The 14587-nt window shown below is 63.9% G+C and carries 6 protein-coding genes; all 6 read left to right on the top strand.

Annotation, left to right across the window (positions count from 1 at the left end; translation table 11 throughout):
• The first annotated feature begins 1 nt into the window (after window position 1).
• The 6 genes from ACTU46_RS10980 to ACTU46_RS10955 all read left to right on the top strand — a co-directional run bounded on the left by ACTU46_RS10980 (window position 2) and on the right by ACTU46_RS10955 (window position 14585).
• Window positions 2-2791 (top strand): vWA domain-containing protein, encoded by a 2790-nt coding sequence (locus ACTU46_RS10980; protein WP_443381715.1) that lies wholly within the window; start codon window positions 2-4, stop codon window positions 2789-2791.
• 74 nt (window positions 2792-2865) lie between these two features.
• Window positions 2866-6468, top strand: a complete 3603-nt coding sequence (locus tag ACTU46_RS10975; protein WP_443381714.1) for a tubulin-like doman-containing protein — start codon at window positions 2866-2868, stop codon at window positions 6466-6468.
• Complete coding sequence (locus tag ACTU46_RS10970; protein ID WP_443381713.1) at window positions 6468-9272, top strand: hypothetical protein; 2805 nt, start codon at window positions 6468-6470, stop codon at window positions 9270-9272. The genes ACTU46_RS10975 and ACTU46_RS10970 overlap by 1 nt, the downstream gene beginning before the upstream one ends.
• On the top strand, window positions 9273-11531 hold the full coding sequence (locus ACTU46_RS10965) for a hypothetical protein (protein WP_443381712.1): 2259 nt from the start codon (window positions 9273-9275) through the stop codon (window positions 11529-11531).
• A 40-nt stretch (window positions 11532-11571) separates the two neighbouring features.
• A complete protein-coding gene (locus tag ACTU46_RS10960) occupies window positions 11572-13635 on the top strand; it encodes a GAP1-N2 domain-containing protein (RefSeq protein WP_443381711.1) in 2064 nt (687 codons plus the stop codon).
• Window positions 13635-14585, top strand: a complete 951-nt coding sequence (locus ACTU46_RS10955) for a hypothetical protein (RefSeq protein WP_443381710.1) — start codon at window positions 13635-13637, stop codon at window positions 14583-14585. Before ACTU46_RS10960 ends, ACTU46_RS10955 begins: the two co-directional genes overlap by 1 nt.
• Window positions 14586-14587: the final 2 nt, after the last annotated feature.

Raw genomic sequence — 14587 nt, 5'->3', positions numbered from 1 at the left:
CATGAAATCAAAGTTCACCCGACCGCTGGGATTTATGGCGGCCGCCCTGCTCGCGGCGTCGATAAGCGCCCCGGGAGCGGTAGCCCAGCCCACCGGGGATCAGGCTGCCGCGCCGGGTACCTCCCTGGAACAGGTCGGCGCCTGCATTGCGGATAAGGGTGCCCTCGACGTCATCGTCATGATCGACGAAACCGAATCCCTGATCCACGAGGCCCGCGACGGCCGGGTCAACCCCGATATTCCCGGCGCAGACGCCGAGCACCACCGCGTCCCCGCTGCCCAGAGCTTCATCGAAGAACTGCTGGCCAAGCAGGCCGATGAGGGATTCCAGACCACCGTCCGCGTCGCCGGCTTCGGTCAGGAGTACAAATCCGGTGCCATGGACCCCGAGAACTACGGTCAGTGGCAGGAACTCAACCAGGATTCCGTGGCGCAGACCCAGGCTGAGATCGGGGCTTTCGCGGAGCGCACCGCCGAGCAGTACACCAACTACGCGGCCGCCATCGACGGTGCCTACCAGGACTTTTCCCGCTCCGGTTCCGGGGATGCCTGCCGAATGCTGGTGACCTTCACCGATGGTGCCCTCACCGCCGCGGAGGGTGCCGACGTCGCGCAACAGGCGCTCTGCGTACCTGGCGGGGTCACCGACCGACTGCGTACCGCCGGCATCACCCACATCGGCATCGGGCTGTCCTCGGTGGACAACCCCTCTGATTTCAGCCTGCTCCAGGGCATCACCGAAGGCACCCGCGCCGGGGGAGGGGAATGCGGCGAGGCCGCCCCCAACGGGGCCTTCTTCACCGCGGACAATGTCGGCGGACTCTTCGCAGCCTTCCGTGAAGCCCTGGCCACCGGCGGTGAAGCTACCGCCGAAACCCGCGCCGGGGAGCCTTTCACCTTCACCCTGGACAACTCGGTGAACTCGGTGCGCTTCACCGCGATCGCGAAGGATGATCTGGGCTCCGCGGCCCGTCTGGTGCTCACCGCGCCCAACGGTGAGACCGTCGAACTGATCGATGACGGCGAGGGCTCCCTGAATTCCGCGAACCTCACCTGGGATTCCGAGAGCTCCCCGGTGCAGATGGCTGACGGCACCCTGATGTTGCCCGAAGGCGGAAGCTGGGCGGGGGTGTGGCAGCTGCAGTTCCAGAATTTCGATCCAGCCGCAGCCGATGGCCGCATCTTCAACTCCGTGGAGATCCAGCCGGACCTGCAGATCCAGTTCAACGGCGGCAATGCCGAAGGCGAGACCGGACTGAACCTGCGCGATGATCAGGCGCTGCAGCTGCAGCTGGTGGACCGTGCGGGCAACCCCCGCGCCCTCGAAGGTGACGCGGTCCTCGACCTCAGTTTCACCCGGGCCGATTCCGGTGAACAGGTGATGCTGGCTGAGGGCATGGACATCTCCAGCGGCCAGGCGGAACTGCCGCTGGACGCCATCGCACAGCTGCCGGCGATCGGAGCGATCGAAGCCCGCACCGCCATCACCACCGCCGGGGTGGACGGCAACCCCGGCACCGCGCTGAGCCCGATCCTCAACACCACCAGACTGACCCTGACCCAACGCGATATGCCCCAGCTGCCCGGAAACATCCACTTCCAGGCCGACGCCGATACGGTCACCGTCGACGTTCCAGTCAACGGTCCCGGCCGGGTCTGGTTGCCCGCAGACGCGCAGCTCTCGGGAACGCTTCCCGAGGGAGTGGGCGGCATCGCCGCCAGCAGCCAGTTCGACAGCGCCGAGAATGCGCTGGTCCTCGGCCTGGATGAAAGCGGCAGCTTCCCGGTCACCCTGACCATCGATGAGCTCAGTGACGGCCTCGTCAACGGTGCGCTTCCGATGCAGATCGCGAATCCCGAAGGGGCGAATGAAACCACGGTGGAGGTACCCACCGAAGGCAGCCTCAGCGTGCCGATCAACACCGCCAGGTTCGCTGCGGCGCTGGCGGCAGCGCTGATCCTGGCGCTGCTCATCCCCCTGCTGGTGCTCTACGCGGTCCGTTATCTCACCGCGAAAATCCCGGACGGTGCCATGAGCGCGGTCCGCATCCCGGTCGAACTCAAGGAGGGTGTCCTCTACTACGACGGCCAGCCGCGCCCCGACATCGAATCCCGCAACACCACCCAGAATCAGGTCCACAGTCAGGGGCGTGAGTTCAACGCCGACGGCTACCAGGTGAAGGTCAAGAGCTTCCAGCTCCTCCCCACCGCCGAACCGGTCGCCCTGGTCAATCAGGCGCCCTCCATCAGCTCCGAGGGGAAACAGCACAAATTCCACGCCAAGCTGCCGCTCGTGGTTCAGGGAACCTGGTTCCTCAGCGCCCGTAACACCGGCTCCACCGAGCTGGATCTAGTGGCCTTCCCCTTCCTGCCGACCGACCGCGACCAGATGAACACCCTGGTCAATGACATCGTGCACAAGGCACCTGAGCTGGCCCGCACACTATCGGAACAGATTGATAGCGCCGCTGCCACGCCCGGCAATGCCCCTGCCGGTCCTGCTGGATCTACCAGTCCTGGCCCGGGTGCTACGCCGGAGCCGCCAGCGGCAGGCGAGTATCAGCCGCCGAACTTCGGTGGTGACGGCGGATTCGGCTCCGGTGGCGGATTCGGCGGTGGTTTCGGTTCCGGCGGTCCGGGTGCTCCGGGCGACTCCGGTGGCCAGGGTCCCCAGAGCGGTGGGTTCGGTGGTGGTTTCGGCTCCGGCGGAAACTCTGAGGGAAACTCCGGTGGTTTCGGTTCTGGTGGTTTCGGTGGCTCCGGTGGTTTCGGTTCGCCGCGAACACCCTAGACTCCCCAGCTAGCCTGGACAGAAAACTCAGTGATTTTCAGCTTGCACGTGATTAGTTAAAGAAAGAGTGGATCATGCACAAAGTTCTCGTCGTCGGTTGTGGCGGCTCTGGAGCCAAGACCCTGGCCTACATGATGGACCAGCTGAAGACCACTCTGGCGGACCGCCTGCCGGACCGTTATGACAGCCCCAAAGATGTGGAGTTGCCGCGGGCCTGGCAGTTTGTCTCGGTCGATGTGCCGACCGTTCCGGAGCGTCCCGGCCCGAACCTGCCGAACGTGCCGGAGGCCGGTGGCCGTTATATCTCCTGTGGCTCCTCGGACCGTTATTCCACCGTGGACACCGCTGTCTCCAATCAGCTGGCCAGCCGCCGGGAGTTGGGCACCATTGCCAGCTGGGCACTGGCGAACCCAGAGTCCGAGACCACCCCGATCGGTTCCGGTGCTGGCCAGTACCGCTCGATCGGCCGCATGCTGATCCTGAGCAAGCTGCAGGAGATCCAGCAGGAGCTGCGCAAGTCCTGGGATGTTTTGTTCAGCGGGGACACCGAGCGTGAGCTGGCTGACCTGCGCTCCCAGCTTTATGGCCGCACCGTCTACAGCGGTGAGAGCGCCAAGGAACAGCCGATGGTGTTCGTGGTCTCCTCCATGGCTGGTGGTGCGGGCGCGTCCATGGCCATCGATATCTGTCGCCTGCTCACCGGACTTGAGGGCAACGCCGTCGGTCTGAACTCACTGTTCATGGTGACCCCGGATATCTTCTCCCAGCTGTCCCCGGATGCGGTGGCCGGCACCAACCCCAACGCCCTGGCGATGTTCTCTGAGCTGGCCGCTGCCCAGTTGGGTTCCGCCACCGAGGCGGACCAGCGGATTTTCGAGGCCCTCGGCGTTCCGGTGGGCAATGATTCCATCCCGGTCGGCCGGATCTTCCCGGTGGGCGTGCGCTCGGGTGAAAACGGCGCCCTGCTCGGTGACGGCAAGCCGGACACCGTCTACCGCGCCCTGGGCCGTGGCCTGGCGGCACTGATGTCCGATGAAGTGTCCATGGAGAACTACAAGGCCTTCACCCTGGGTAACCGGGGTGGTGCCGGGGCGGATCAGAGCAAATTTGCCTGGGGCGCCGCCGAGCCCAAGAACGTTCCCTGGGGGACCTACGGTTATGCCCAGCTGTCCATGGGCCGTGACCGCTACGCCGAGTATGCGGCCCAGCGGCTCGCCCGCTCGGCGGTGGACCGCCTGCTCCGGGGCCACTATGACGAGACTGATGAATCCCCGGCGGACCTGCAGATCCGCAAGCGCCTGGACAATAACCGGCTGGGTCTGGAGAACCAGCTGAGCCGGATCCTGCCGCCCCCGGGGCAGGCAGGCGACTGGATCAGCGGTAACTTCCGGGTGGTCATCGAGAACTGGACCCAGCGGATGATGCAGGGGGTGAAGAATCAGATCCCCAACGCCAACAACAAGCGTGGTTCGGAATGGTTGATCGACGTTCAGAAGGCCATGCAGTCCAGTAGCCAGCAGGTTGATCATGACCACAAGAAGGAGCTTTACGCCGGCGTCGCCGAATGGGCCAGCGCCGGTATGCTCCAGGAGGGGTTATTGGGGCTGCTGCGTGGGGAAATCGCGAAGTTCGGCGTCCCCTATGGCATGGCCCTGCTCAACGAGATCCGGCACCAGATCGAGGGAAACTCCATCGCGGAGCTACAGCAGATTTTCGAGCGCCGGGCACCGCAGGCGCTGGCACTCGATGAAACCCAGCGCAGCATGCTGGAGGGCAACCGCGGCCGGATCGATGATTCCACCGCCCGGGCGCAGGAGATCATCGCCACGACCGGCCCGCAGCTGCGATCCCGGGCGGTCGCGATGATCTCCCACCACATGGCCAACGTGCTGCGGGATTTCGTGAACAACTTCCTCACGCCCCTGCAACGCAGCATCCAGGCACAGCATGAGGACCTGGAGAAGATCACCGAGCTGACCAATGACTCCAACCTCGGTGTCGCTCAGCTCAAGACCAATGTGCCCGCACTCTGGCCCGATGAGTCCCAGAACACCGTGCCCAACCGTTTCAGCCAGGCTGCCAATGAAGTCTTCCTGACGGAGGTGGATTCCTTCATCGGCCAGTTCATCTCGGACATCATCCAGTCCGCCCGGACGGAGGAGGTCAAGGACTTTGACTATGACCAGGCGCTGCGTGAATCCTCACAACGGGTGATCAATGGTGAGTGGGAGGCCCTGTCCGGAGCGGAGAAGGCCCCGCAGGATCTGATTGCGCTGCGTGAGGTGTGGGTAGCCCGGGAACTGATTCAGGACCCGCAGAACCCGGGGGTCGTCCGCGATCCCCGCCCCGCCCGCTTTGATTTCCGCATCAGCACCGAAGATGTCCTGGAGCGCTCCCGCCAGTACATCCGCCGACCGGGTTTCTCCTTCCAGCAGTTCATCTCCAGTTCCCTGCGGGAGTTCGTGACCACCCCGGGTCTCTCCGAGCATGAGCGCCGGGAGCGTCGCCAGCAGGTGCTGAGCAAGTTCAGCGAGGCGATGACCTACGCCCTGCCGCTGGCCCAGATCAATTCCCAGCTGGTGCGTTCGATCTACAACGATGAGGTGCGCTATAACTTCAACTTCTCCCGCATCCCCTTCGGCGGCGATGATCTCGGGGAAAGCCTGAAGCAGGCGGTTCGTGACTACCCCAACCACCGCCCGGCGGACATCACCCAGCCCCTGGGTAAAGCCCTGGTCAACCAGGGTGAAGAGCGTTCCATCGACATCTTCGGGTCCTACCCGAACTATGCTCCGATCGTCTTCGATTCGCTGCTGCCACCGATCGAGAAGCAGTGGCGCCAGACCACCGGCACCCGCGCGGAATTCTGGCACGGGCGTCGTACCCGGCCGCTGCCGGCGGCCCTGCCGATGACCGATGCCGAGCGCAAGGCCATGGTCAAGGGCTGGTACATCGGCCGGATGGTCGGCCGGATCTTCTTCCCCGAGACCCTGGACACCGGGGACAACACCCCGGTGCAGATCCACGATGAGCAGGCCAAACAGTGGATCAACTTCGACACTCCGCTGCTGACCCCGGTCTCCCGGTTCCGGGCCGGTCTGGACTGGTTGCCTAACCTGCTGGAGTCAGCGGCCCTGGCGTGGGCGCGTGCCGGCGAGCAGCCGCTCTTCCGCTCGGTCCACCCCTATATCCTGCTGCGTCAGTTGTGGGATGACGCTGCCAGCCCCTCCCTGCCGGGCCGCACCACCCGTGGGCGTCGCCTGCTGCACCAGTGGCTCTACAACGGCGAGCGGATGTCCGGCGAGGTCAACCAGGTCAAGGGTACCGGGATCGCGACCACCCCGACGGAGCGCTTCGAGGCCGCCACCGCCTGGCTGCGGCGTCAGAATGAGATCGCGCAGGCGTATGTCCCGAGCTCAAAGCTGGGGGAGGGACGCCTGTTCAACACCTCCGAGCGCCCCTTCGCCGATATCACCGACCGCGTCATCGCCTCCCAGGTGCCGGTCTTCTCCGATCTGGCTCCCGATGTGGTGGACGCGACCCGGGAGATCATCGAGATCCTGGAGCAGTGCCTGCAGGAAGGCCCGCCGCAGACGAACACTGGTTTCATCCCCGACTTTGACCCGCGCGGCGCGCAGTCGGGTTCGGTTGAGATGCCCGGGGCCGGTGAGTTCTAATGACTAGCGCACATCCGCTGGACACCACGCTGACGGTGTTTCTGGGGCGGGGCAACCTTTCCCAGGGCATCCGACAGACCCTGGAGGATTTCACCGCCACGGGCCTGATCCGTGATCTGGTGTGGGTGGATGCTGATTCCTTCCGGAACTCCTCCTCCGAGGTGACCCATCTCCGGGTCACCCCGGCGGGTACGCCGGAGATCACCAGGAAGTCCTTCACTTCCCTGGTCTCCCATTCGGGGACCAAACGGATGAATCTGGGCGTGATCAATGTGGTCGGCGCCCCGGACAGTGCGCTGACCTGGGCGGAGATCGACCCGCTGACCAAGGCCATCGGCAGTTTCAGCGTAGGCCGCGACATTCACCGCACGAATCTGATGATCACGGCAGTGGGCTCCCCGCTGGTGGGTGATCTGCCGATCCTGCGCGGCTACACCAACCTGCTGCTGGCCCCGGAGGACAGCCCCGGCCCGGACACCTCCACGGTGGCCTATCATTTCGATGACCTGGACTCCCGCTTCACGCTCCACTGTGTGGCCGGGATAGCCAGCCTCTTCGGCATCTGGGAGGGCAGCAGTTCCGCCCCGGTGACGCAGCTGGCGGCCAATAATGGTGCCAGTTTCCGGCTGGTGCGCTCTTTCTACCGGCGTATCGACGGCCAGGCGGTGCAGGCCAGCCTCAAAGCCAGGATCCTGGACACAGACACCAATCCACTGCCCCGGCTGGACCGTCCGGGCCGGGAACTGACCGCCCAGCACACCCAGAACCCCGCGGCTTTTGCGGCTGCTGCCGCTGAGAAACTGCTCATCGATTTTGAAGAGAAACTGGTGGGGACCAGGGTGGAACCCACCGCCGAGAAAACCCGTCGGACCAGCACCGGTGCTGCCATCAGGGAATTTTTGGGCCGCTGGGCCAAGAACATGATGAGCGGCCCGCGACGCGCCGGGCGTGATCTGCGCGCGGAATCCGGGGCCTTGGTCGAAGACACGGTCCAGGCCACCCTCTACGGCGAGACCGGCTCGCGCACCCAGGTGGGCGGCAGCCCGCTTAACGACGCCCCGCTCAGCCCGGTCTTCGGCGGCTCCAACGCCAGCCGTGTCCAGGTCGACCAGGAGCTCCAGGCTGCCGCTGAGCTACAGCAGGTGTGGGATGCCTACAAGAATGTGGCCATGAGTCTGCTTGATGCGGCACCCCGGCAGATTGCGCAGGGTGAGGCGCGACTGCCGCAGGTGGTCAACAACGGCACCTCCCCCAACGTGACGGTCGCCCGGCGGGCCGCTGACGTGATCCCCGGTCCGGACAGCAACTTTGGCTCAGAGCTGCCGTTCGCGATCCGGGCGGCGCTCGATGGCAGTGAGGTTGCCCCCTATGACGTAGTCGGCGTCCAGCAGTATGAGCAACGGTTGGCCAGTGATGGCCAGGTGAATAAACGCCAGGTCGGTCAGGTCATCGGTGATTTCCAGCAGTGGCAGGCCCGGAACTCCGAGAGCTTCGCTTTTTTCACCGGTCGGGGCCTACAGCGCAAGCTGAAGCATGAGCAGCAGCGCGAGCGGGAACTCCATGATGAGATCCGGCGGCTGGAGCGGGAGAAGAACGAGGATGAGACCAGCGGGTTGATGGGCAAGGTGTTCCGTTGGTTGGGCTGGGTCTCCTTTTGGTCGGCGGCCCTCTTCGCGGGTCTTTGGGCGGTGATCAATCTCCGGGCAGGGGCCAACGCGGACCTGGTGCTGTGGGTCCGGCACCTTAATGATGCTGAACCCGCCACCAAGGCAAAGCTCTTCGGGATCTGGCTGTTGATCTGGTTGATCTGCTGGATTCTGCAGGGGGTCGGCGAGACCCTCGACGGGCTGCGTTTCAGCCACCGCCGCACCGCAGTGGACTCCCGCTTGGCGGCGGCGAAGGAGAATCTCATCCGGACACATGATGCGATCATCCGCCTAAATGTCGGCTACCAGCAGTTCCTCTCCACCTCACAGATCATTGGCACCCTGCTGGAACGCCCCTTCGGTAAGATCCGCCACACCCAAGTCGATGCTGCTATCCCGGTGAACACCATGCCGGCGTCGGTGGTCTTTGCCGAGGCAACTCCGGATGATCACACGGTGGATCAGCTGGCGCTGCGATTCCGCAAGGAGATCTTCAGCGAGGGATGGCTGCAGGATTATGTCAACGGTGGCATGCAGACAGCGGCCGCTGACTTCGCCTCTGACATCCACAACCCGATCGATGTCGACCATGTCTTCAGCACCACCGGTCAGGGGAGCAGCGGTGAGCTGGCGCGCTTCGCGGAGTGGATCATCGGTGATCGTTTCCGCTCCCGTGATCGGAGCGCCGCCAAGTGGAGCTCCATCACCGGAGATCTGGCACGGGATGCTCGACATGAAGGTGCCGAGGTGCTCACCTCGCTGCAGTTCTACCGCGCAGGTCAGAAAATCAGCGCCCCCAACCGGGCACCGCTGGAACATAACCGGTTCCAGGGCTTCTTCAACAGCGAGATTGCCTCCGAAAGTGGCCAGGTCGGCGGGGTCCTGCAGCTAGACACTGCCTTCTGCACCCATGAGCGACACCCCAATACCTTTGATGCCATCGGGGTCAGCGAGGTGCTGGTGCAGATCGGTCATTCCGCGGATCAGTCTGATGTGGCATTCACCAACCCGGAGGCTCAATCCTCGCGTCCGGAGATCATCGATCAGATGCCGACCGAAGAGAACCATCAGGCACCCGACTCAGGTCTGGACACCAGACCATATTCACCTGAATCTGATCCGCGTGATCAGCAAATGCCCGGAATGGGGGAGTTTTAGATGCCGTCGTCGACGGAGTACCAGATCCTCGAGGCTTATCACGAGTGGCACAAGGCGGCCCAGACCATCCATCCGGTGGAGAGCCTGCCCTCGGACACTGAACTCCTCGCGGCTGCGCAAGATCAGACTCAACTAGATCCCGGCAGCCGCAATCCCGCACTGCTGGTGTGGGCTTCGGCGCTCCGCCGGGCCCGGATGCTGGCGTTGATTGGGGATCTCGAGCCCATCATCAACCGCAGCGACCCGCGACTTTTTGAGCCGGACATGGATATGGTGGCGGCTCCTTCAAGCACCCCGCTGGTGGCGGAGGTGGTGGCGGAACCTCTGCCACCGGAGCCGACACCCGAGCATGTGGAGCAAGGGATGCCGGAGGCGGACATCGCCCTCGGATATGAGGAGGAACCCGAACCCGAACCTGCACCGGAACCTATACCGGAGCCGGAGGTCAGCTGGGAGGTTGAACCCGAGCCGGAGCCGACGGCAGCGGAGGGCCACCGGCGTTCCCGGTACCGTGCCGAGGATGAGTCGGATGAGAATCTGCGCTATTTCGCGGCAGATGAGTTCCGGGCCGTCGACTTCTTCGCCGAGGTGGTTGAGGTACCCGGCGCAACACTGCGGATTCGGCCCACCAATTCCGGTGGACTGCAATTGGAATGGGACATTCCCATGCGGGCGGGCGCCAAGGTGCGTATCTTCCGCATCCTCAGTGATGAGACCGAGTTTGCGAGGGATCTCCGCCACGGCGAGCCCCGGGTGGCCACCATCGGTACCCGGTGGGTGGATCAGGAGCAGCTGACCAAGTCCTACCGGATGTATCAGGTCTGGATGTATGAAGGTTTTTCAGAAGCCGCCGCGGTGCAGTCTGAACCCCAGCTGGTGGGGGAGAAGTACTTCATCCTCCCGGTGGAGAATATCGAACTGTCGGTGGCGGGTTCCGTGATCACCGGACAGTGGGAGCCGGTGGACAATACCCATCGGGTGGCGGTTTTCGCCGCCCAGGACAGTGAAAGACGTACCCGTAGTCCACTCAATGAGATTGCGAAGAATGAGCGGAATCTGCAGGGTTTCCAATTCTCCCCGCAGCAGCGTGGGGTGAGGTACAAGTTCGTCGCTGAGCGCTTCGTGATGATCGGTGGGCATGAGGTCTCCGCCGATATCTCGGAGGAGTTCACCATCGACATGCCGGCCGAGGTCGTCGAGGTACCGATCGAGGTGAAGCAGACCGGCAGCAACACTGATATCCGCTTCAATGTCGCCTGGAATACCCCGCACTCCGGGGAGGTGCGGATCTACCGCACCGAGAAGCCGCCGGTGGATGGCCTACAGGACCGGGTGGTGGAGGTTGATCAGCTCGAGAGCTTCGGGCTGCCCATCCGGGACCACAAGAACTTCCGGGAACTGGGCGGCACCTCCTGCATCGTCGACTGGCCCGAAGACTGGTACTCGGTGTTCATCACCCCGGTCAGCGTGGTGGGCAACCAGGCGCTGGTGGGTAAATCGCATTCCTGGGTACGAGTTGGTGAGGTGAGCAACGCAAAGCTCCATCAGCGGGTGAGCACCCAGCTGCTGACCTTCGGCTGGCCGGAGGAAGCCCACCTGGTGACCGCGATTATGGTGGCTCCCGGGGCCGGTGACCTGAGCAACCTCACCCCGGATCAGCTCGACCCCACCATCGCCTCTTCGGCCGGTGCCATCACCTTTGAAGATTATGAGGATGAGGGCGGAATGCGGGTTTACCTGAGCAGCCCGGGAGAGGTGTTGCTCTATCCCTCCCGTGCCTATGCCGGGCAGCAGATCTGGGGAAAACCACAGAAGGTCTCCTATGAGGGCTTGCGGACCTTCCGTTACCGGCTGAGTGCAGGAAACCAGAACCAGATTCAGCTGGCGATCTTCAGCGACCGGGAAACCCATGAACACCGGAACTTCACGCTCTGTGTCCGCCCCGACCGCCTCCCGCTGGAACCCGATGACGGCGAACCGGTGCTGGCACGGAAATACAGTGCCGCCCACAATGGGCCGGAGGGCGGCTTTGAGCTGGGGCTCAACGCCATCAACCTCAACTCTGCCGAGGTAGCGCCGGTGGAATACTGGGAGCTCGACCCCGAGCTCCTCAACCGCTGGCACTCGGGATTCCTGCGGCTGTTCATCACCCAGGAGAATGTTCCGGGCACGCCAGTCAACGCGCTGATTGACCCGGCCCCTTGGGAGCTCTCCATCAGTGAATGGATTGGTCGCTTCTCCGCCGCAGAGAGGCGATGACACCATGATGCCCACCGGAACCACCACACGGTGGACACACGTGACCTACGCGTCCTTCCGCAATGCCTCCGGGCAGGGCGGGTGGAGCGCGGGGCCATCGATAAGCGCCTCCGAGGCAGACCGCCAGCGGGTCGCCGAGTTCGCCCCCACCAGCCTGCTGCCGATCCAGAGCTTCGATGATTTCATCGGCTCCGCGGAGATCGCCGCCCTGCCACGGCGTTTCGAATACCGGCTGCTTCCCGAAGGAGCACTGCTGATGCAGTCAGTCCCCTCCGGAAAGGATGCCACCGGCCGGCCGGGCAATGTCTTCACCCACGCGGTGATCGACCATGACCTGAATACACCACTGCGGGCGCACTACCCGATCAACTTCTTCGGCTCCCCGGACCTGCGGACCCCCTTCCGGGCAGCTGCGGTGAACGCGGTGGAATTACCGGCCGGCCTCGGTGAACCGAAACCCGGCCCGATGGCTGATCTGATGGCCGCCTGGATGATGGTTGATGACATGTACGGGAACCGTCGGGGTGCGCTCTACCGCCTCCAGGATGCCTTGCAGCAGGGCCGGGAACTTCCGGTGCTCCTACTCCAGAACCCGAAGGAAGCGGCCTATTGGCTACTGGCGTTGTCCTCCACCCTGACCCCTGCCGAGGCCCGGCGGCTGCTGCATTTCTCCACCTTCGAACGAGCCGCGACGCTGCCGGCCCCGGAAGTAATCAATGGGGTGCTGCCTGTCCTGGTCATACCCCGTGAGGATCGGGAACAGTTGGCGGGACGCAGTGGGATCTGCCTGGTGGACCCGGCGGATCCCGCCACCCATGCCGCACAACCGCAGTCTTCCTGGTCCCAGCTGACCGCCGGATTGCTGGCGGACCCAGTTGATCCGGCGGACTTTGTTCAGCAACTGATTGAAACCAACGAGGCGGTGGAGAGCTCGCCGACGGCGCAGTTCCAGCTGGGAGATGGGCTGGCGAGGCTGGTGCGAAAGCGCGCTGGGAAGGTTTCCACAGAGTTACTCAAGCTGGCCAAACAACATCTTTCCCAGGAACCCCACCCGCCGGCAGGTGCGTTCCGGAGTTCTCACCAGGAGGATCTGGCGCTGGTGGAGCGGGTGATTGCTGATCCGCTCGCCGCTTCCAGGATGCCGAATGGTCCGATCCTGGGCACTGGGCGTCTCTCCGATCACCAGCTGTGGACGCTGGTGGATTCGGCGGCTGAGGGGATTTCAGCCCTGCGGGAGGCCTCGGCCGCGGAGTTGATCGCCTACCTGGATTTTCTGCTGCACAATCGCCTGATCTTGCTCGAGCGAATCGGTGACCCGGATTTCCGGAAGCTCTTCGCGGGCTTTCCGGCGATGGATCAGTGGCGTAATAGCCCCCTGCCGCTGGGCGCTCATCCGCAGTTGCAACCCTTGTTGGAGCTGGCGGAGCAGGATACCCAGGCGCTCAAACGCAGCCGGATCAGTGCTGAGCGGGTGATGAATCAGCTCACGCAGGCCCAATCTGTGAAGCTACTAGTGGCCTGGCTGGAGCAGCGGGATACCCCGGCGAAACTGCAGCGGCTCCTGGCTGAAGCCGTGATCGAGAACAGCACCACGGACTATTCCGAGGATCTGCTGCGGGTGTATTACTCGGTGGTCATGAGTTGCCGCTTCTCTCCGATCATCACCGGGGATCCAAACCGCGATGCTGAGCTCTCAGAATTGCTGACGGAGCTGGCGCAGCGGGCGGTGCAATGGCGGCTGAACCGGGCTAAAGCTGCGGGCAGGGAAGTCGCGCTCAAACCATTTCAGGTGCTGGGACGGAAAATCATGCACCGGGATTACTACGATATTGAGGCCGGTAGTGAGTTGATGGAACAGCTCACCGAGATCATCGGGGAACATACCTCGATCCGGGGGTTGCCTTTTCCCCGCGAGCTCAACGAGATTTTCGCGGCGGTCGCGCGGGGAATGATCTCCGAGTTGCGGGACATATCTGCAGCGGCCCCAGCGCCGAAGACCCCAACCCAGAAGATCGAAGCGCCGAAGACCCCGGCCCAGGGGAGCGCAGTGCCGAAGCCCCGGCGAGTACCACCGAAGCAGAGAAATAATAAGGAGAAGTACTGATGGCGGTCATTCGTCTGGCCTCGGGCCAGTCCCATAGGGTCCCCAAGGACGGCTTCATCGCCCAGTTGCGGATCTTCGTGAGCGGGGATCTCAACTTTGAGGTGGAGACCGGTCCGACGCTGGAGTCCTTCCGGCGTGCCAACAGCGACATTGTGGCGCTGCGTAACCCCACCGGTGATGCTGAAATCACTGTGCTTCCGGGGCACGGCTACCCGCAGTTTCCCACCGGCACCAGCCTGCATGCCACCCTGACCATCGGACAGGGGGAGGAGACCCGGCTGGAGCTGCCGGCTTTCGAGGTGGGCGGTCTGAGAGCCAGCACGATCGCCTGGGTGGTCTCGGAAGGGGATGAGATCCGGCTGCAGGCCGGCGAAACCGGCAGCGCCGGTACCCTCGATGCCGGCTCGGCCGGGGTGCGCTCCGCGCTGCGTAGTTCCATCGACCGTGGCGGCCTGCCAGAAGGGCGGCGCCGTGATGTCACCCTGCTGGTGGATGTCACCTCTTCGATGGCGCACAGCACTTCGCAGGCGGCCTTTGAGGCCATGTGCACCTTCGCCGCGGGGGTGCTCTCCACCGCCAGTGATGACCGGAGAATCCGACTACTGACCAGTAGTGACAGCATTCCTCCGGAGCAGTTGGCCGGCACCGAAGGTGTTCGTGAACTGGGAAAACGAGAATTTGCGCGGCGTGAGGTCGGCTGGGGGGTGGATCTGGCGCAGCTGGAACCCGATGAAGCCTTGGTGGTGATCTCCGATGATCTGCCTGCCGAGGTGCTGAAATTCCAGGGGGTGGTGCATCTGCTCAGTTCCCGGGCCCCGCTGGCGAAGCAGGGCATCACGGCCACCGTCTTCGATGAAAAGCTGATCCGTGCCGTACAGGAGCAGAACGCGAGCGTGCTGACCGGACCCACCAGAATTATGTATGACACGTTGACCAGGGGAGAGAAGTAGGA

Source organism: Corynebacterium sp. A21 (assembly GCF_052266655.1).
In the GTDB taxonomy this organism is placed as follows: Bacteria; Actinomycetota; Actinomycetes; order Mycobacteriales; family Mycobacteriaceae; genus Corynebacterium.
This window is presented reverse-complemented; position numbering and strand designations above follow the sequence as displayed.